This window comes from Kosakonia sp. YIM B13588, assembly GCF_042788165.1.
In the GTDB taxonomy this organism is placed as follows: Bacteria; Pseudomonadota; Gammaproteobacteria; order Enterobacterales; family Enterobacteriaceae; genus Kosakonia; species Kosakonia sacchari.
Genome location: NZ_JBHZPO010000008.1, coordinates 1 through 19,810, shown reverse-complemented (window position 1 = coordinate 19,810; position 19,810 = coordinate 1). Strand labels below are relative to the sequence as shown.

Sequence of the window (19,810 nt, the reverse complement as noted above, 5' to 3'; positions counted from 1 at the left end):
TCTTGATCTTTCTTAGCGCCATCCCGCCCTTGTCCTGTGCTAAAAATAGGCTTTCCGCTCCACCCTTCGTGAGCGCCAGTGCAACAATACCAGGGTAATCATGCAAACAGACCAGTCATCACAGCGGGCCATTACGCGGCTGTGTATTCAGTGTGGCCTTTTTTTGTTACAGCACGGCGCAGAGAGCGCGCTGGTTGAGGAGCTTTCAACGCGTCTGGGACTGGCGCTGGGCATGGACAGTGTTGAGAGCTCGATTTCTTCCAATGCCATTGTCCTTACCACGATTAAAGATGGAATGTGCCTGACATCGACCCGCAAAAATAGCGATCGCGGCATCAATATGCACGTGGTGACGGAAGTTCAGCATATTGTCATCCTCACCGAACATAAGTTATTGGATTGCAAAGACGTCGAGAAGCGCTTCGCTCAGGTCAAACCCTTACGCTACCCGCGCTGGCTGGTCACGCTGATGGTGGGTCTCTCCTGCGCCTGCTTTTGCAAGCTCAATAATGGCGGCTGGGATGGTGCTTTTATCACTTTTTGCGCCAGTAGTGTCGCAATGTATGTCCGCCTGGTTCTGGCGGGTCGCCACTTACATCCGCAAATCAACTTTTGTATCACTGCTTTTGTCGCCACTACGGTTTCCGGTTTAATGCTGACGCTACCTGCGTTCCTGCAATCATCCACTGTTGCCATGGCTGCCAGCGTTTTGCTTTTAGTGCCTGGATTTCCGTTGATTAATTCGGTTGCCGATATGTTTAAAGGGCATATCAATACGGGGCTTGCGCGCTGGGCTATCGCCAGCTTATTAACGCTTGCCACCTGTATTGGGGTGGTAATGGCAATGACACTGTGGGGGTTACGCGGATGGATGTGATTTTGTTCATCCTGGCACTGGCGCAGGATATGTTACTGGCGGCCATCCCTGCCGTTGGCTTTGCCATGGTATTCAACGTGCCGCATCGCGCTCTACCCTGGTGCGCACTGCTTGGCGCGATTGGTCATGGTTCGCGCTTCGCCATGGTGCACTGGGGATTCAACATCGAATGGTCAACTTTTGCCGCCTCAATGCTGGTCGGCTCAATTGGCATTCACTGGTCACGCTGGTATCTGGCGCACCCGAAAGTCTTTACCGTGGCGGCGGTGATCCCGATGTTTCCGGGCATTTCCGCCTATACCGCGATGATTTCGGCAGTCAAGATCGGCCATTTTGGCTACAGCGAAGAACTGATGATTTTGCTGTTAACGAACTTCCTGAAAGCATCGTCGATAGTCGGTGCACTCTCTATTGGCCTGTCGATTCCTGGGCTGTGGATTTATCGAAAACGCCCCCGCGTATGATCTGTTTTCTACCGCCACAGAACTCCACCTCTAATAAAGCTGGAATTCCGTGGCGGCAATGTTGACGAAGAGGCTTACTGCTATTGCGTAACGTGCTGCGTAATTCCATGATGCAACTAGAATTCTTTACCAAAACAGCGATTTACCAAACACAACGAGTAATGTTCGTTTTCACGTGATCGATGCTCCAGGCTACCTCGCACCTTTTTTGCAAAAACCCCGGTTCTGGTTACGAAGCGCCACTACCATGCTGAAACGACGGCAAATTCTCGCGCGCATGCTTTTTCGTAAAAAATAACTTGCAATAAAATCGCGCACTATCTATATTCAATCCCATGAAGAAGACATCGACTCCAACCGCGAATGCGCAGCTCGCGTTAGATAACCAGTTTTGTTTTGCACTTTACTCAACAAATCTGGCGCTGCATAAGCTCTACCGGCAGCTACTGGCACCGATGAATCTCACCTACCCGCAATATCTGGTGATGCTGGTGCTGTGGGAGAAAGATGACATTACGGTATCGGAAATTGGCGAGCGCCTGTATCTCGACTCCGCCACACTAACGCCGCTGCTGAAGCGTCTGGAAAGCGCAGGCCTGATTCGTCGTCAACGTTCGCGCCAGGATGAACGCCAGGTGGTGATCACCTTAAGCGAAAGCGGGCGTGAACTACAGCAGCAAGCGACATCGATTCCGGAAGCAATCGGCTGTGCAATGGCTTGTGATAGCGCAACGCTTGCCGATATCAAGCAGCAACTGGAACGGCTTCGCCAACAGTTTCAACGGGCATAAACTCCCTTTGCAGGGAGTTTATTTCCAGCAACAAAATAGCACACTACTTTATAGCAAACACTCTAGATAATAAGGAACCTGCCATGTCTTTAGAAAAAGTTGTTTATAGAGCCAAAGCCAAAGCAACCGGAGGCCGTGATGGCCGCGCAATCTCTTCCGACGGCGTACTGGATGTCAAACTGGGCGTGCCGAAAGAGATGGGTGGCGCTGGTGGCGAAGTCACTAACCCGGAACAGCTGTTTGCTGCGGGCTACTCCGCGTGCTTCCTCGGCGCGATGAAATTTGTCGCCGGTCGCGACAAAATCAGCATGCCGAAAGATGCGTTTATCGAAGGCGAAGTGGGTATCGGCCCTTTGCCGACCGGCTTTGGTATCGAAGCCAAACTGAATATTCATCTGCCGGGAATGGACGCCGCTGAAGCCAAAAAACTGGTCGATGCCGCGCATATTGTTTGCCCTTACTCCAACGCTACTCGCGGCAACATCGACGTTACGCTGAATATCATTGCGTAACGCACAAAAGCCAACGTTTTCGGAAAGTAACAAGCCGGGGAAACCCGGCTTTTTCATGCTGTACTGCCCTTTGTGCTCACTGTGTTACTATGTGTGATTATGCCTGTGTGAAAAAACCGCAGTGCACCGTATCCGTAGTAATCCTGTTTGAGAACGCGTTATGTCTTCCAAAATCCTGACGCCGAATGTCATTGGCATTGATGAATTTATGCGCGATCCTGCCTGCGTGCTGGCACGCACGGAAGGCGGCGCTATCGCCGTTTTTGCCAATAATAGCCCCGCGTTTTACGCTATTACGCCGCAGCGCCTTGAACAGCTTCTGGCACTAGAAGCGCAGCTGTCACGCCCAATGAGCGATATTTCGCTCGATGCACAATTTTATGAAGAACCAGCCGCTACGCCGGTAAATGTGCCAATGGGCAAATTCGCCATGTACGCGGGCTGGCAGCCGGATGCTGACTTTCAGCGCCTGGCGGCGATGTGGGGCATTGCACTGACACATCCCGCCACGCCGGAAGAGCTGGCCTCGTTCGTCGCTTACTGGCAGGCAGAAGGCAAAGTTTTCCATCACGTCCAGTGGCAGCAAAAACTGGCACGCAGCCTGCAAATAGGCCGTAGCAGCCAGAACGGCGCGGCAAAGCGGGACATTAACGCCCTGTCCGAACCGGATGATCAAATCCCACCAGGTTTTAGAGGATAACGATGAAAAACGTCGGCGAATTGATGAAGCGACTGCAAAAAATGATGCCTGCCAACACCGAGCCTGCTTTTAAAACCGGCGAAGAGTTGATGGCCTGGCAGAAGCAACAAGGCGAAATCCGTTCGGCGGCGCTGGAGCGCGAAAATCGCGCCATGAAAATGCAGCGCACCTTCAACCGTTCCGGCATTCGTCCCCTGCACCAGAACTGCTCTTTCGATAATTATCGTGTTGAGACCGAAGGCCAAATGCGGGCGCTGAGCCAGGCACGGCAATATTTGGAAGAGTTCGACGGTAACATCGCCAGTTTTATCTTCTCTGGCAAACCCGGAACCGGCAAAAACCATCTGGCTGCGGCTATCTGTAATGAACTGCTGTTGCGCGGTAAATCGGTGCTGATCATTACCGTTGCCGACATTATGTCCGCCATGAAAGAGACTTTTGGCAACAAGGAAAACAGCGAAGAGCAGTTGCTCAATGACTTAAGCAGCGTTGACCTGCTGGTGATTGATGAAATCGGCATGCAGACGGAATCCCGCTACGAAAAAGTGATTATCAACCAGATTGTCGATCGCCGCTCTTCGTCCAAACGCCCGACAGGCATGCTGACCAACAGCAACCTGGAAGAGATGAATAAGCTGTTGGGCGAACGCGTGATGGACAGGATGCGCCTCGGCAACAGCCTGTGGGTGATCTTCAACTGGGAGAGTTACCGCAGCCGCGTCACCGGTAAAGAGTATTGAGAGTTTTCCCATCCGTGGCGCGCCCGCGCCCGGGTGTATACTGGCCGCCTTCGTTGACATCAGGATCCGCACGACATGAAATTCACCCAACGCCTGCTTTGCAGCGCCGCACTTGGTAGCGCGCTGCTCACCGGCTTCGCGCAAGCCGCCTCCTGGCAGGACACGCTTTCCAGCGCCGCCAGCGAACTCAGCCAGAAATCGACTACGTCACAATCCCAGCAAGGAGGCCTTTCACTCTCCTCCCTGACGGGTCTGCTTAATGGTGGTAACCAGGCGCTCAGCGCTGACACCATGAACAATGCGGCGGGCGTGATGAGCTGGTGTGCGAAAAACAAGCTCTCCAGCCTGACCAACACCGAAAATGTGAAAAACCAGGTACTGGATAAACTGGGTCTGGGTGCCGCTCAGCAGAAACAGGACACCAATTATCTGGAAGGTATTCAGGGCATGCTGAACACTAAAAACGGTGAACAGCTGAATTTGAGCAACATCGGTAGTACGCCGCTGGCGGAAAAAGTGAAATCCAAAGCCTGCGATATCGTCCTCAAGCAGGGCGTTAACTTCCTCTCCTGATATCCCGCCGCGTTCAGCCAGAACGCGGCCTTATCCTTCCCCGCTTTACCGAAACGCCGCCAGTGCGACGGCTATCACTATTACGCCTTTCTAAACCAATTCTGAATAAGCCCGCTAAAAAGTGACACTACAATTGCAGATATGTGACATGAACATTAAATTATACGCCCTGTTACAAAAATTCATGGCCAGCAATATGTCTGGCGTTGATGAGGAATAACGGTTGTCCGAGTTGCTCTCTATCGCGCTGTTTCTTGCCTCTGTGGCTATCTATGCCTCGAAAGCGGGCCGTAATACCTGGTGGTTTAGCGCCACCCTGCTGGTGCTGGGTCTGTTTGTCATCCTGAATATCACGCTTTACGCCAGCAATTATTTTACCGGCGACGGCATCAACGACGCGGTGTTATACACCCTGACCAACAGCCTGACAGGCGCGGGGGTCGGCAAATATATGCTTCCCGGCGCGGGGTTAGTGTTAGCGCTGGTGGCGGTGTTTTGCGCGCTCGGCTGGGTGCTGCGCCGTCGCCGCCATTTGCCGCACCATTTCGGCTATAGCTTACTTGCACTCGCACTGGCGCTCGGTTCGGTAGACGCCAGCCCGGCGTTCCGCCAGATTACCGAGCTGGTAAAATCCCAGACCCGCGAAGGTGATCCTGATTTCGCCACTTTTTATAAAGTTCCAGCAAAGCAGATCCCCAACCCCAAACTGAACCTCGTCTACATCTACGGTGAAAGCCTTGAGCGCACCTATTTTAACGAGGAGGCGTTTCCTGGTCTGACGCCAGAACTGGGCGCGCTTAAAGAAGAAGGTATTGATTTTAGCCATACCGAACAGCTACCCGGCACCGATTACACCATCGCCGGCATGGTCTCTTCGCAGTGCGGCATTCCGCTGTTTGCGCCGTTCGAAGGCAACGCGTCGGCCTCCGTTTCCAGCTTCTTTCCGCAGAATCTTTGCCTTGGCGACATCCTGAAAAACTCTGGCTACGAAAACCATTTCGTACAGGGCGCTAACCTGCGTTTCGCCGGGAAAGATGTGTTTTTGAAATCCCACGGCTTTGATTACCTGACCGGTGCAGAAGAGCTGAAAAGTCAGGTCGCGGACCCGCATTACCGTAACGACTGGGGTTTTTATGACGATACGGTGCTGGACGCCGTATGGAAACAGTACGAGGAACTCTCCCGTTCCGGTAAACGCTTTTCGCTGTTTGCGCTGACGGTGGATACCCACCACCCGGACGGTTTTATCTCTCGCGGCTGCGAACGTAAAAGCTACTCCTACGATGGCAAGCCGAACCAGTCCTTTAGCGCGGTAACGTGTAGCCAGCAAAATATCGCCGCGCTTATCAACAAAATTAAAGCGTCGCCGTGGTTTAAAGACACGGTGATCGTGGTGTCGTCAGATCACCTGGCGATGAATAACACCGCGTGGAAATACCTCAACAAGCACGATCGCAGCAACCTGTTCTTTGTGCTGCGCGGCGATGAACCGCAGCAGGATATCTCCGGTATTAAGCGCAGCACCCTCGATAACGGCGCAACCGTGCTGGATATTCTCGGTGGCGATAATTTCCTCGGCCTTGGCCGCAGCAGCCTCTCCGGGCAGTCGCTGTCGGGTATTTTCCTCAATATGAAAGCGAAAATGCTGGCGTGGAAACCGGACATTATCCGGCTGTGGAATTTCCCGAAAGAGATGAAAGAGTTCACCATCGACACGAATAAACAGATGGTGGCGTTCTCTGGCAGCCAGTTCCGTTTGCCGCTGCTGGTGCGGGTGTCAGATAAAGTCGAGCCGCTGCCAGAAAGCGAATATTCCGCACCGCTGCGCTTCCAGCTGGCGGATTTCGCCCCGCGCGATAACTTCGTCTGGATCGACCAATGCTACAAAATGGCGCGCTTATGGTCACCGGAACTGGCGCTTTCTATCGACTGGTGCGTCTCGCAGGGGCAACTGGGTGGCGAACAGCAAGTCCAGCGTGTCGACAACGCGCAGTGGAAAGGGAAAACGGCGTTTAAACAAACAGTGATCAGTAGCGATCGCTACCAGAAAAATGTCGATACCCTGAAGATCCTCGACGATAGCATTCGTTACAAAGCCGACAGTTTTGTCTTTAACGTGGCGGGCGCGCCGGATGAGATAAAACAGTTCAGCGGCCTCTCCCGCCCGGAAAGCTGGGGGCGCTGGTCGAATGCCAATCTGGGTGAAGAAGTGGCGATCGAATATAACCAACCGCTGCCGGAACAGTTCGAGTTGGTGATCACCGCCAAAGCCTTTGGCCCGAATGCTAACCGGCCGATTCCAGTGCGCGTTGGCGATCAGCAACAAACGCTGACGCTGGGTAATGAGCTCACCACCACCACACTGCACTTTAGCAATCCGTCGCACAGCAACCGGCTGGTCATCGTGCCGCCGGAGCCGCAATCGACCAACGAAGGCAATATCCTTGGTCATTCGCCACGCAAACTGGGTATCGGTCTGGTGGAAATCAAAGTAGTGAGCCGGGAGGGCTGACCGCTACAGTTCCGCTTTCATTTCGTACTGGCTGATAGCCATGGTGGCGTAGCCCGCGCGCTGGAATAGAGATGAAAAACGCTCTGGCACCGCCACGGTGGTGCCAAGCGCCGGAAAATGCTGATTCAACGCCTGCAGCAACTCGCAGGCAAATCCTTTGCGCCGGTATTCTGACTCCACATACATAAACCGCAGCAGGGGCTTGTCGCCGAGGGTGGAAACCAGTGCATAAGCATGTTTGCGGTACTCAAACGCCCGCGCGGGTAACGATACCGCAGTGAGCGGATCCACCTGCCACGGCAGCCGGTCATGGCATTCACTGATGGCGCTGCGCACCACTTCCAGCGGATCGCGCTCCTGTAAGGTGCAGTTCTCTTCAGCCACATCGGCGCGTCCCTGGTAGCCAAACAGCGGCTGAACGGTGGCAAACCCCAGGGCATGATACAAGGCGATACCAGCATGGTTATCGCTCATCACTTCCAGCCACATCTGGCGAACACCTTTAGTTCGCAGTGCCGCCATCAACGGCGGCAATATTTGTCTGCCCACGCCCTGGCCGCGAAATTGCGGGCAAATCGCAAAGGCTGCCAGCCGGGCGCAGTCGCCACGTCGGGCGATCAACGCCACAGCGGCAGGCGTGTCGCCCGCCAGCCAGACGCAGGAATCGACAAGGCTTACCCCTTCGGCAAGAAAGCGTTGTGCAAAAACATCGGGCGGCAGGGAAAACGGTACGCGATAGCCTTCAAAACAGGCACCGGTGATAGTGGTCAGCGCTTCGCAACTATAGTGGATGGCAGGAACAGCGACGAGGTTCATAAGGCTTCTCCGCGACATGATGCAATGAGCATAGCACGGAGAAGCAGGTGAAAATGCGCCCCGACGGGCAGGGCGCGAATATCGATTAGAAGGTTTCCCAGTTCTCGCCCGCGTCGGTCGCAGCTTTACGCGGCAGCGCGGTTGCAGGTTCCGCTTTAACGAAACTGGTTGGCGTTGCGCCAGCATTTTTACGCTGGTCCTGCATGATGCGGAACACAGAAACGGCCTGCGTCAGGCGGCTGGCTTGTTCTTCCAGCGCGGCTGCAGCGGCGGCTGACTCTTCCACCAGCGAGGCGTTCTGCTGGGTAACGCGGTCCATTTCAGAAACCGCCAGGCCAACCTGGTCAATGCCGCGGCTCTGCTCATCAGAGGCAGAGGCAATTTCGCCCATGATGTCGGTAACGCGGGTAACGGCGTTGACGATCTCATCCATAGTTTCACCGGCGCTTTCCACCAGTGTGGAACCCACTTCAACGCGGCCAACAGAGTCTTCAATCAGGCTCTTAATTTCGCGGGCTGCCTGGGCGCTGCGCTGGGCAAGGTTACGCACCTCACCGGCAACCACGGCAAAGCCGCGACCCTGTTCACCCGCACGTGCTGCTTCAACAGCAGCGTTAAGCGCCAGGATGTTAGTCTGGAAAGCAATACCGTCGATCACGCTGATAATGTCAGCGATTTTCTGCGAACTGGCGGTAATATCGCGCATTGTCTGCACCACATTATCCACCACTTTACCGCCTTTCTGCGCGGTTTCAGACGCGCTCAGCGCCAGATGGCTTGCCTGACGAGCGTTTTCGGCGTTCTGTTTCACCGTGGCGGTCAGCTCTTCCATGCTGGCTGCGGTCTCTTCCAGAGAAGCGGCCTGCTGTTCCGTACGGGAAGAAAGGTCGTTGTTACCCACAGAGATTTCGCTGGCACCACTGTAAATGGCGTTGGCGCCGTTACGAACATCGCTAACAGTACGCACCAGTTCGCTTTGCATATGGCGCAGGCTCTCAGCCAGCACGCCCATTTCATTGGAACCCTGCACTTCAATGCGCTGCACCAGATCGCCACCGGCAATATGGCGAATGTTGTCGATCAAATGGTTGAGCGGCTTAATCAGCGCCCCTTTGATGCCAACCCAGACACAGACAATCACCGCCAGTACTACGAGCAGTACGGTGATAATCACCCACACCGCAGAACCGTAGGAGCTTTCGCTATCGTGAACCGCTTGTTCATACAGGCGATCGTTCTGCTGCAAGTAGTTAACGTATTGTTTCTCAAAACCATCCTGATAGCTCTGGGTCGGCTGGTCGAAGAAGTCATTGATTTTGCCAGCGCCCAGCAACTGGATCAGCTCCGCCAGCGCGTTGTGGTAGATATCGTAGTTACGTTTGATCTCTGCTGCGGCTTCTTCGCTCTGGCGCGGATCGCGCGGCAGCGCCTGGTAAGCGTTCCAGTTCGCTTCCGCCTGTTTCAGCGAGGTGCTGGCAATCTGCATCAGATCCGACACGGTCGCGCCGCTGCCGATATTGCTCTGATCCATCATGTAGCGGATACCCGCGCGGTTAAGGGTGTTACGGGTTTGCAGCAACGCAACCCAGCTACCGTTCAGCGTGGATTGCTGCTGGCGAATGGTTTGTAAAACGGTGAAGTTTTCTTTGTCCTGTTTCAGCGCGTTGAAGAACAAGCCGCCAGAAGTGAGTTGTAACAAGCCAAATAAAGCCAATACCAGCAACAAACTGGTCACAAGTTTAATACGAGTCAACATGTTTTCTCTTTCCCTATAAACAGATACCAGGTTTTCGGCCTGGCATAGGAAAACTTTATGGTTTAACGTGCTATTTTTTCACCAGTTACACATTGATTACAGTGCGGCAAAAATCGCGCTATCCCTTACCAGACAAGGGTTCAGCGTGACGAACATCACAGATTTCCGTCCCCTTTCGCCCACTGAAAACCGCTTATGACGCATCCGTTACCGCTCACCACCTTTTTCCAACCACTCAGTCAAATCGCTGCCGATTCGCGCGCGTAATTTGCCATCATAAATGCCAGCATTTCAGCCAATTCAACATTTCAAATCCCATTCACTATTTCTGCTAAAACCAGGTCTGATATGGATACTAAAAAACTACTCAAGCACATACCTTGGGCAATTCTCGGGATAATCGGTGCTTTTTGTTTATCCGTTGTCGCATTACGTCGGGGCGAGCATGTCAGCGCGCTGTGGATCGTGGTTGCGTCCGTTTCCGTTTACCTTGTGGCCTACCGCTACTACAGCCTTTACATCGCCCAGAAGGTGATGAAACTCGATCCCACCCGTTCCACACCGGCGGTGATCAATAACGACGGCCTCAACTATGTGCCGACCAACCGCTACGTGCTGTTTGGTCACCACTTTGCCGCTATCGCTGGCGCTGGCCCGCTGGTTGGCCCGGTACTGGCCGCACAGATGGGCTACCTGCCGGGCACGCTGTGGCTGCTGGCGGGCGTGGTGCTGGCCGGTGCGGTGCAGGACTTTATGGTGCTGTTTATCTCTTCACGCCGTAACGGCGCGTCTCTTGGTGAGATGGTGAAAGAAGAGATGGGCCGCGTGCCGGGCACCATCGCGCTGTTTGGCTGCTTCCTGATTATGATCATCATCCTCGCGGTGCTGGCGCTGATTGTGGTGAAAGCGCTGGCGGAAAGCCCGTGGGGTGTGTTCACTGTCTGCTCCACCGTGCCGATTGCCCTGTTTATGGGTATTTATATGCGCTTCCTGCGACCGGGTCGCGTAGGCGAAGTGTCAGTTATCGGTATTGTGCTGCTGGTGGCGTCCATCTGGTTTGGCGGCGTTATCGCCCACGATCCTTACTGGGGACCGGCGCTGACCTTTAAAGACACCACCATTACCTTTGCACTGGTGGGTTACGCCTTTGTCTCCGCGCTGCTGCCGGTGTGGCTGATCCTCGCTCCGCGCGACTACCTGGCAACCTTCCTGAAAATCGGCGTGATCGTCGGTCTGGCGCTGGGCATCGTGATCCTCAACCCGGAACTGAAAATGCCTGCGGTCACGCAGTACATTGACGGTACCGGGCCGCTGTGGAAAGGTGCGCTGTTCCCGTTCCTGTTTATCACCATCGCCTGCGGTGCGGTCTCTGGTTTCCACGCCCTGATCGCGTCCGGCACCACGCCGAAGCTGCTGGCTAACGAAACCGATGCGCGCTTTATCGGTTACGGCGCAATGCTGATGGAGTCCTTTGTGGCGGTGATGGCGCTGGTTGCCGCGTCCATTATCGAACCGGGGCTCTACTTCGCCATGAACACGCCGCCAGCAGGGCTGGGTATTACCATGCCGAACCTGCATGAGCTGGGCGGTGATAACGCGCCGATGATTCTGGCGCAGCTGAAAGATGTCACCGCGCACGCAGCGGCGACCGTCAGTTCCTGGGGCTTTGTGATTTCGCCGGAGCAGATCCTGCAAACCGCGAAAGATATCGGCGAACCGTCCGTACTGAACCGCGCCGGTGGCGCGCCGACACTGGCTGTCGGTATTGCTCACGTGTTCCACAAAATTATCCCGATGGCGGACATGGGCTTCTGGTACCACTTCGGTATTCTGTTTGAAGCGCTGTTTATCCTTACCGCGCTGGATGCCGGTACGCGTGCGGGCCGCTTTATGCTGCAAGACTTGCTGGGTAACTTCGTGCCATTCCTGAAGAAAACCGACTCGCTGGTTGCCGGCGTCATTGGTACCGCGGGCTGCGTGGGTCTGTGGGGTTACCTGTTGTACCAGGGCGTGGTTGATCCGCTGGGTGGCGTGAAAAGCCTGTGGCCGTTGTTCGGTATCTCTAACCAGATGCTCGCAGCCGTCGCGCTGATGCTGGGCACCGTGGTGCTGGTGAAAATGCAGCGTACCAAATACATCTGGGTCACCGTGGTTCCTGCCCTGTGGCTGCTGCTGTGCACCACCTGGGCGCTGGGTCTGAAACTGTTCAGCACCAATCCTCAGTTGGAAGGTTTCCTGTATATGGCTAACCAGTACAAAGAGAAGATTGCCGCTGGTGGCGGTGATCTGACCGCGCAGCAGATTGCCAATATGAACCATATCGTGGTGAACAACTACACCAACGCCGGGCTGAGCATTCTGTTCCTGGTGGTGGTGTACAGCATCATCTTCTACGGCATCAAAACCTGGCTGCAGGTGCGCAACAACACCGTGCGTACCGACAAAGAAACGCCGTATGTGCCGGTGCCGGAAGGCGGCGTGAAAACGTCATCTCACCATTAAACCTGATGCCGGATAGTGCTACGCAATCCGGCATACAACACATCATGATGTAAACCACTCTGAGGGTGGTTTACATCCGTTTCACAGGCGTCAGTTTGAGCGCGTACAGCGCGTAGTAGGTCCAGGTTCAAAATCGCCTGCAACGCCGGAACCACCTATATCTGGGACACATAATGTTTGGTAACTTAGGCGAAGCAAAAAAGTACCTCGGTCAGGCGGCAAAGATGCTGATTGGCATCCCGGACTATGACAACTACGTTGATCATATGAAAACCAACCATCCGGATAAGCCGTACATGACTTACGAAGAGTTCTTCCGCGAACGCCAGCAAGCGCGTTACGGCGGAGATGGCAAGGGCGGAGTCCGCTGTTGCTAAAGGAGAATCTATGACCCCGATTGCAGTAACCCTGTTGACCGGCTTTCTCGGCGCCGGCAAAACCACCCTTTTACGCCATATCCTTAATGAGCAACACGGCTACAAAATTGCCGTTATCGAAAATGAGTTCGGCGAAGTTTCTGTCGATGATCAACTGATTAGCGATCGCGCCACGCAAATCAAAACCCTGACCAATGGCTGTATCTGCTGTAGCCGATCCAATGAGCTGGAAGATGCTTTGCTGGATCTGCTCGACAGCCTCGATCGCGGCGATATCGCCTTTGATCGGCTGGTGATTGAATGCACCGGCATGGCTGATCCTGGGCCGATCATTCAGACCTTTTTCGCCCATGAGATCCTCTGCCAGCGCTATCTGCTGGATGGCGTCATTGCGCTGGTTGATGCGGTACATGCAGATGAGCAGATGAATCAGTTCACGCTGGCACAGTCGCAAGTGGGCTACGCCGACCGTATTCTGCTGACCAAAACGGATGTCGCAGGCGAGTGCGAAAAACTGCGCGAACGCCTAAGCCGCATCAACGCCCGCGCGCCGATTTACACCGTGACGCACGGCGATATCGAGCTGGCGCAGTTGTTTAATACCAATGGTTTTATGCTGGAAGAGAACGTGGTGGCGGTAAAACCGCGCTTCCATTTTATCGCCGACAAACAGAACGACATTAATTCGCTTGTGGTCGAGCTGGATTACCCGGTAGATATCAGCGACGTCTCCCGCGTGATGGAAAACCTGTTGTTGAGTTTTGCCGACAAACTGCTGCGTTATAAAGGCATGTTGTGGATTGACGGTGAGCCAAACCGCCTGCTGTTTCAGGGCGTGCAGCGCCTTTACAGCGCAGACTGGGATCGTCCGTGGGGCGACGAAGCGCCACACAGCACGCTGGTGTTTATTGGCGTACAGCTACCAGAAGATGAGATCAGAGCCGCGTTTGCGGGTTTGAAGAAGTAACGCCTGCAGCTTCCCCCTCCGGCGAGGGGGAAGAAAGATGAAACATTACTGGCGCACCACCACCAGCTTTTGATTCACAAACTCTTTGATGCCTAAATCAGACAGCTCGCGGCCAAACCCGGAGCGTTTCACCCCGCCGAATGGCAACTCTGCGGCGGTATCCGTCAGCCAGTTGATATAGACCATGCCGGTTTCAATGCGTGACGCCATCTGTTTAGCACGCTGAATATTGCGGCTGAAGATCGCCCCGCCAAGGCCGTAGTGTGAATCGTTGGCCAGGCGTACCGCTTCGTCATCATTATTCACCACATAAATTTGCGCCACCGGGCCAAAGAACTCTTCAAAATAGGCCGGGTTGTCGCGTGTAATGTGCGTCAAAATGGTGGGTTCGAAGAAGTTGCCTTCGCTGTTCGCCGGTTTGCCGCCAAAGTGCAGTTTTGCTCCGTTTTGTACCGCTTCACTCACCTGCTGGCTCAGCGTATCAAGCGCTTCTTTCGAGGAGAGCGGGCCAAGCGTGGTGCTTTCATCCAGCGGATCGGCCAGCTTCACTTGCTTGAATGCGTCGGTGAACTTACGCAGGAACTGATCGGCAATATCCTGATGGATAATAAAACGTTTCGCGGCAGTACAAACCTGCCCGGCATTCGCCAGACGCGCTTGCACACCAGTCTCAACCGCTTTTTCCAGATCCGCATCGTCCAGCACGATAAATACGTCATTACCGCCAAGTTCCAGCGTCGATTTCTTGATATGCTTCGCCGCTTGCGCCGCCACCGCGCTACCGGCTTTTTCCGATCCGGTCAACGCTGCCCCCTGTACGCGCGGATCGGCAATGATCGAGGAAACTTGATCGGAAGAGATAAACAGATTCGTCCACGCACCTTCCGGCGCGCCCGCTTCGCGCACCAGCTGCGCAAAGGTTTCGGCGCACTGCGGCACAATGCTGGCATGTTTACAGATAACCGGGTTACCGGCTGCGAGATTCGGTGCCAGTACACGCATCAACTGGTAGTAAGGGAAATTCCACGGTTCCACCGCCATGATCACGCCGATTGGATGATGCTCAACCCACGCCTCTCCCAGCTCCGTTTCATATTTCACGGGCGCAAGGAATTGTTTTGCGTTATCCGCGTAGTAGCGGGCGATCTGCGCGCAGATCTTCACTTCGCTGCGGCTTTGCTCAATCAACTTCCCCATCTCCCGGCTGGCGATTTTCGCCAGTTCTTCCTGCTGGTTTTCCAGCAAGTCAGCAAGTCTGTACAGTATCGGCAGCCGCTGTTCGATATCTCCCTTTGACCAGGAAGAGTGGTATAGCGCGTCCGCCTTGCGCAGCGCGACCTCAATATCGGCGTCGCTGTGGTTCGCATAATCTTTAATGAGCTGGTTGTTAAAAGGATTCACTGTCTGGTAAGCCATATTTGTCTCCTTATTTAGCGCTTAGGGTAATAAGGGTAGTAAAAATGACCGGGTCTGAAAGTAAAGTTGGGTATATACAGAGGGTTCTGATATAAATAGAAACGTAACCCCACCCTCTGTTACAGCGGAGTAATTATGAAGATAAAAAATGAAATATTACAAAAAGCAGTTGAGATTATACCAGCAAAAGATTTTTATCACGACATGGCAACATTTATTAGGCACCCTGAAATTTATGATGGAGAACATGAGTACACACCGTTACAAAATGCTCTCGCAAATCTTTTTAAATCGCTGATGTCTTTGCTTTTATTAATAACGTTAATAAAAGGGTTAATGCTCGATAATTCTTTAATTGCAGATTTTAACTCAGTTATTAACCCTTTAGCTCTTCAAGTGATACTTTTTATTCATGCAATGACTGCTACAATTGCATTTGGCTCGACTATCTCAATCCTTACATTTTTAAGCGAAGGGAAAATTTATAAAGTTTACTTCCTTCAGGTTATACAGACTTGGTCGATCATTAGTTTGCTGGCGTTAATATTAAGCTGGATGGCTTTGAATAGATTATTAGAAAATGGCACTACTAATATAGCGATTAACAGCTTTGATTTATGGTTTGGTGGTTTTATTGGTTTATTAATTTTTTATCTCCTCGGTCGACTGATCGTAAAACCTGTATTTAATCATCTTCGTCAAAAATATAATACGTTCATTTCTACAATAATCGTATTCGTGGGAATGGCTATAGCATTACTTTCTATCGCGTATATACCGACAGGTTTATCAGACTATCTAGTAAGTAAAAAAGCGCTTTGCAATATTGTTTATCAAAAAAACATACAACCTGAATTCGATAACGCGAGAAATAAGAACATATTCCTCACTCAATGCCTTAAAGAGTAGAGTTTAGTCAGCAAACCACGAAGAAAAATTGATGGATTAAACAGGGGTCGGGAAAGTTCAGTGTAAATCCATTCACGCGTTACGTTTTTGTGTAAAATCAGAACCGTCCTGTTTTAAGTGAGAGCACGCTATGGCTGGCATAAACCTGAGTAACCTGACGGAAGCAGATATCATTACCAAACGCATTCTGCCTGCGGTTTTAAAAGCGGGTTGGGATGACATGGTACAAATCAGGCAGGAGGTTAAACTCCGCGACGGAAAGGTGATTGTGCGTGGTAAGGTCGCCGCGCGTAAGACTGTCAAATCCGCTGATATCGTGCTCTACCACAAACCCGGAATTCCTCTGGCGGTGATTGAGGCCAAAGCCAACAAACATGAAATCGGCAAAGGGATGCAGCAGGCTCTCGGTTATGCTCAGCTTCTCGATGTCCCCTTCGCATTTGCCTCAAATGGCGACGGCTTTATCTTCCACGACAAAACCGCCAGCGATCAGATCGAGCGTGAAATTAACCTTGAAGATTTCCCCTCTCCTGCCGAACTGTGGCAAAAACTCTGTGCCTGGAAAGGCTACACCGAGGAACAGCTACCGGTTATTACTCAGGACTATTACGACGACGGTAGCGGCAAATCGCCGCGTTATTACCAGCTCCAGGCCATTAACAAAACCGTAGAAGCAGTTTCCGCTGGCTCAAACCGTATCCTGTTAGTAATGGCAACCGGCACGGGTAAAACCTACACCGCTTTTCAGATTATCTGGCGCTTATGGAAAGCAAAAAATAAGAAACGCATCCTGTTTCTGGCCGACCGCAATATCCTCGTCGATCAAACTAAAAACAACGACTTTCAGCCCTTTGGTAATGCCATGACTAAGATAACCGGGCGCACTGTCGATCCGGCTTACGAAATCCATCTGGCCTTGTATCAGGCCATCACGGGAAATGAAGAGCATCAAAAAGCCTATAAACAGGTCGCTCCAGACTTTTTCGACTTGATCGTTATCGACGAATGTCATCGCGGTAGCGCCTCAGAAGACAGTACCTGGCGAGAAATCCTCGAATACTTCAGTTCCGCCACCCAGATTGGCCTGACCGCAACGCCCAAAGAAACACATGAAATCTCCAGTACGGATTACTTTGGCGACCCGGTTTACGTTTATTCCTTAAAAGAAGGCATCGAAGACGGCTTCCTTGCGCCTTATAAAGTCATTCGCGTTGATCTCGACATCGATCTACAGGGCTGGCGGCCAACACGTGGTCAGTCCGACAAAAATGGGGAATTGATAGAAGACAGGATCTATAACCAGAAAGATTTCGATCGCACGATGGTGATTGATGAGCGCACCGAACTGGTGGCGCAAACCATCACCGATTATCTGAAGCGTACCAACCCGATGGATAAAACTATTGTCTTCTGTAATGACATCGATCATGCCGAGCGTATGCGCCGTGCGCTGGTGAACCTCAATCCGGAGCAGGTGAAGAAGAAAGATAAATATGTGATGAAGATTACCGGCGACGATGAGGAAGGCAAAAATCAGTTGGATAACTTTATCAACCCGAAGAAAACCTATCCGGTGATTGCCACCACCTCTGAACTGATGACCACCGGTGTGGATGCCAAAACCTGCAAACTGGTGGTGCTGGATCAGAACATCCAGTCGATGACAAAGTTCAAGCAAATTATCGGTCGCGGCACGCGTATCGAAGAGCGTTACGGCAAACTGTGGTTCACGATCCTCGACTTTAAAAAGGCCACCGAACTGTTTGCTGATGAACGCTTCGATGGAATCCCCGAAAAAGTACTTGAAACCACCCGCGAAGAGATTGCCGACCCGCTGTCAGACTTCGAAGAGAAACTGGAAGAAGAAGCTACACCCGATGTATTTACCGACGATGAGCCTTCCGGTATGCATGAAGACCCGGCGCCTTATAGCGCAGGCGAAGCGGGCGATTTTGGTCCTCTCCCGGAAGACGATGAACATCGTGTCCGTAAGTTTCATGTCAACGGTGTCACCGTGGGCGTGGTTGCAAAACGGGTGCAGTATTACGACGCTGACGGTAAGCTGGTGACAGAGTCCTTTAAAGACTACACCCGTAAAACGCTGCTCAAAGAGTATGCCTCGCTGGATGAGTTTGTCCGCACCTGGAATCAGACTGAACGAAAGCAGGCAATCATCGATGAGCTTGAACAACAAGGCATTATCTGGGAGGTGCTGGCTGAGGAAGTCGGTAAGGATCTCGACCCATTCGACATGCTCTGTCATGTGGTGTATGGTCAGCCGCCGTTAACCCGAAAAGAGCGTGCCGACAACGTGCGCAAGCGCAACTATTTCACCAAATACTCTGCCGCTGCGCAGACGGTGCTGGATACGCTGTTGGATAAATATGCCGACGCGGGGGTGCAGGAGATCGAGAACATTCAGGTGCTAAAACTTAAGCCCTTCGACAGCATGGGCATGCCGTTAGAAATCATCCAAAACGGCTTTGGCGACAAGCAGACCTACCTGCAAGCCGTGAGCGAACTGGAAAGCGAAATCTACCAGCTACCGCCGCGCTCCGCGTAACAACACTCTCATTTTCCGCCTGCGGTTAACCTGACCGCAGGCGGCGTTATTTTTAATGGAACAGATCATGTCAATCAGTTCAGTTATCAAAATCTTGCAGGACATCATGCGCAAAGACGCTGGTGTCGATGGCGACGCCCAGCGTCTCGGCCAGTTATCCTGGCTGCTGTTTCTGAAAATTTTCGACGCCCAGGAAGAACAGCTCGAACTGGAACAAGACAACTACCAGTTACCCCTTCCCAGACGCTATCTCTGGCGCACCTGGGCAGCCAATAAAGAAGGCATCACAGGGGACGAGCTGCTGGCATTCGTGAATGACGATCTTTTCCCGAAACTGAAAAACCTGATTGCGCCGATCGATAAAAACCCGCGAGGTTTTGTTGTGAAACAGGCTTTCAGCGATGCCTATAACTACATGAAAAATGGCACCCAACTGCGCCAGGTGATCAACAAGCTCAATGAAATTGACTTTACCAGTTCGAAAGAGCGCCATCTGTTTGGCGATATCTACGAGCAAATCCTTAAAGACCTGCAATCAGCAGGCAACGCGGGGGAATTCTATACCCCGCGTGCAGTGACCCGTTTTATGGTCGATCGCGTTGATCCGAAGCTCGGCGAATCGATTATGGATCCGGCCTGCGGTACTGGCGGTTTTCTCGCCTGCTCGGTTGATCATGTAAAGAGTAAGTACGTAAAAAGCGTGGCCGATCACCAGACGCTGCAAAAACAGATCTATGGCATTGAGAAGAAGCAGCTACCGCACCTGCTGGCGACTACCAATATGCTGCTGCACGGTATTGAAGTGCCAGTGCAGATCCGCCACGACAACACGCTGAACAAGCCGCTCTCTTCCTGGGATCAACAGCTGGATGTGATTGTCACCAACCCGCCGTTTGGTGGCATGGAAGAGGATGGTATTGAGAAAAACTTCCCGTCGGAGACGCAGACCCGCGAAACAGCAGATCTCTTTCTACAACTGATCATTGAAGTGCTGGCTGATAAAGGCCGCGCAGCGGTGGTACTGCCGGATGGCACACTGTTTGGCGAAGGCGTTAAAACAAAAATCAAAAAGCTGCTTACCGAAGAGTGCAACCTGCACACCATCGTGCGTCTGCCAAACGGTGTGTTTAACCCCTACACCACTATTAAAACCAATATCCTGTTCTTCACCAAAGGCCAGCCGACCAAACAGATCTGGTTCTATGAACATCCCTATCCGGATGGCGTGAAGAATTACAGCAAAACCAGGCCGATGAAGTTTGAGGAATTCCAGGCTGAGATCGACTGGTGGGGCAATGAAGCTGACGGCTTTGCCAGTCGCGTTGAGAACAAGCA

At 52.6% G+C, this 19,810-nt stretch carries 17 protein-coding genes; 14 read left to right on the top strand and 3 right to left on the bottom strand.

Annotated features, from left to right (window positions below):
• Window positions 1–100: 100 nt before the first annotated feature.
• From ACFX4U_RS14580 to opgB, 8 genes are all read left to right on the top strand, one after another.
• Entirely contained in the window at window positions 101–877 is a 777-nt protein-coding gene (locus tag ACFX4U_RS14580) for a threonine/serine exporter ThrE family protein (protein ID WP_200552733.1), read from the top strand.
• Window positions 868–1,341, top strand: coding sequence for a threonine/serine exporter (locus ACFX4U_RS14575; RefSeq protein WP_017457822.1), 474 nt, complete (start codon window positions 868–870; stop codon window positions 1,339–1,341). The genes ACFX4U_RS14580 and ACFX4U_RS14575 overlap by 10 nt, the downstream gene beginning before the upstream one ends.
• 335 nt (window positions 1,342–1,676) lie before the next feature.
• Window positions 1,677–2,132 carry a MarR family winged helix-turn-helix transcriptional regulator gene (locus ACFX4U_RS14570; protein WP_305737168.1) on the top strand — a complete coding sequence of 152 codons (456 nt, stop codon included), beginning with the start codon at window positions 1,677–1,679 and terminating at the stop codon, window positions 2,130–2,132.
• An 83-nt stretch (window positions 2,133–2,215) separates the two neighbouring features.
• Window positions 2,216–2,644, top strand: coding sequence for an organic hydroperoxide resistance protein (locus ACFX4U_RS14565; protein WP_313507795.1), 429 nt, complete (start codon window positions 2,216–2,218; stop codon window positions 2,642–2,644).
• Between the two features lie 160 nt (window positions 2,645–2,804).
• The gene (gene dnaT / locus ACFX4U_RS14560) at window positions 2,805–3,344 is read left to right on the top strand and encodes a primosomal protein DnaT (RefSeq protein ID WP_313507796.1); all 540 of its coding nucleotides are present in this window, start codon (window positions 2,805–2,807) and stop codon (window positions 3,342–3,344) included.
• A 2-nt stretch (window positions 3,345–3,346) separates the two neighbouring features.
• Complete coding sequence (gene dnaC / locus ACFX4U_RS14555) at window positions 3,347–4,084, top strand: DNA replication protein DnaC (RefSeq protein ID WP_380218695.1); 738 nt, start codon at window positions 3,347–3,349, stop codon at window positions 4,082–4,084.
• Window positions 4,085–4,159: 75 nt separating this feature from the next.
• Window positions 4,160–4,657, top strand: a complete 498-nt coding sequence (locus ACFX4U_RS14550) for a DUF2501 domain-containing protein (RefSeq protein ID WP_175273506.1) — start codon at window positions 4,160–4,162, stop codon at window positions 4,655–4,657.
• A 223-nt stretch (window positions 4,658–4,880) separates the two neighbouring features.
• Entirely contained in the window at window positions 4,881–7,169 is a 2,289-nt protein-coding gene (opgB, locus tag ACFX4U_RS14545; RefSeq protein WP_313507797.1) for a phosphatidylglycerol--membrane-oligosaccharide glycerophosphotransferase, read from the top strand.
• A gap of 3 nt (window positions 7,170–7,172) precedes the next feature.
• Here opgB and ACFX4U_RS14540 read toward each other — a convergent pair whose 3' ends face one another.
• Both ACFX4U_RS14540 and tsr read right to left on the bottom strand, forming a co-directional pair.
• Entirely contained in the window at window positions 7,173–7,985 is an 813-nt protein-coding gene (locus ACFX4U_RS14540) for a GNAT family N-acetyltransferase (RefSeq protein ID WP_313507798.1), read from the bottom strand.
• Between the two features lie 85 nt (window positions 7,986–8,070).
• Window positions 8,071–9,741 (bottom strand): methyl-accepting chemotaxis protein, encoded by a 1,671-nt coding sequence (gene tsr, locus ACFX4U_RS14535; RefSeq protein ID WP_200553229.1) that lies wholly within the window; start codon window positions 9,739–9,741, stop codon window positions 8,071–8,073.
• A gap of 348 nt (window positions 9,742–10,089) precedes the next feature.
• Between tsr and ACFX4U_RS14530 the strand changes: the two genes are divergently transcribed.
• The 3 genes from ACFX4U_RS14530 (at window position 10,090) to yjiA (ending at window position 13,587) form a co-directional block, all read left to right on the top strand.
• Entirely contained in the window at window positions 10,090–12,243 is a 2,154-nt protein-coding gene (locus ACFX4U_RS14530; protein ID WP_200553230.1) for a carbon starvation CstA family protein, read from the top strand.
• Window positions 12,244–12,416: 173 nt separating this feature from the next.
• Window positions 12,417–12,620: a YbdD/YjiX family protein gene (locus ACFX4U_RS14525; RefSeq protein WP_007373011.1), complete on the top strand. Its 204-nt coding sequence runs from the start codon at window positions 12,417–12,419 to the stop codon at window positions 12,618–12,620.
• Between the two features lie 10 nt (window positions 12,621–12,630).
• Window positions 12,631–13,587 (top strand): GTPase, encoded by a 957-nt coding sequence (gene yjiA, locus ACFX4U_RS14520; RefSeq protein WP_313507800.1) that lies wholly within the window; start codon window positions 12,631–12,633, stop codon window positions 13,585–13,587.
• Between the two features lie 45 nt (window positions 13,588–13,632).
• On the opposite strand, the gene ACFX4U_RS14515 is transcribed toward yjiA, so the two are convergent.
• On the bottom strand, window positions 13,633–15,003 hold the full coding sequence (locus tag ACFX4U_RS14515) for an NAD-dependent succinate-semialdehyde dehydrogenase (RefSeq protein WP_313507801.1): 1,371 nt from the start codon (window positions 15,001–15,003) through the stop codon (window positions 13,633–13,635).
• Window positions 15,004–15,138: 135 nt separating this feature from the next.
• Between ACFX4U_RS14515 and ACFX4U_RS14510 the strand changes: the two genes are divergently transcribed.
• The 3 genes from ACFX4U_RS14510 to ACFX4U_RS14500 all read left to right on the top strand — a co-directional run.
• Window positions 15,139–15,912 carry a hypothetical protein gene (locus tag ACFX4U_RS14510; RefSeq protein ID WP_313507802.1) on the top strand — a complete coding sequence of 258 codons (774 nt, stop codon included), beginning with the start codon at window positions 15,139–15,141 and terminating at the stop codon, window positions 15,910–15,912.
• Window positions 15,913–16,042: 130 nt separating this feature from the next.
• Window positions 16,043–18,475 (top strand): EcoAI/FtnUII family type I restriction enzme subunit R, encoded by a 2,433-nt coding sequence (gene hsdR / locus ACFX4U_RS14505; protein ID WP_313507803.1) that lies wholly within the window; start codon window positions 16,043–16,045, stop codon window positions 18,473–18,475.
• A gap of 67 nt (window positions 18,476–18,542) precedes the next feature.
• The coding region (locus ACFX4U_RS14500; RefSeq protein WP_380220986.1) for an N-6 DNA methylase at window positions 18,543–19,810 on the top strand (1,268 nt) is incomplete at its 3' end.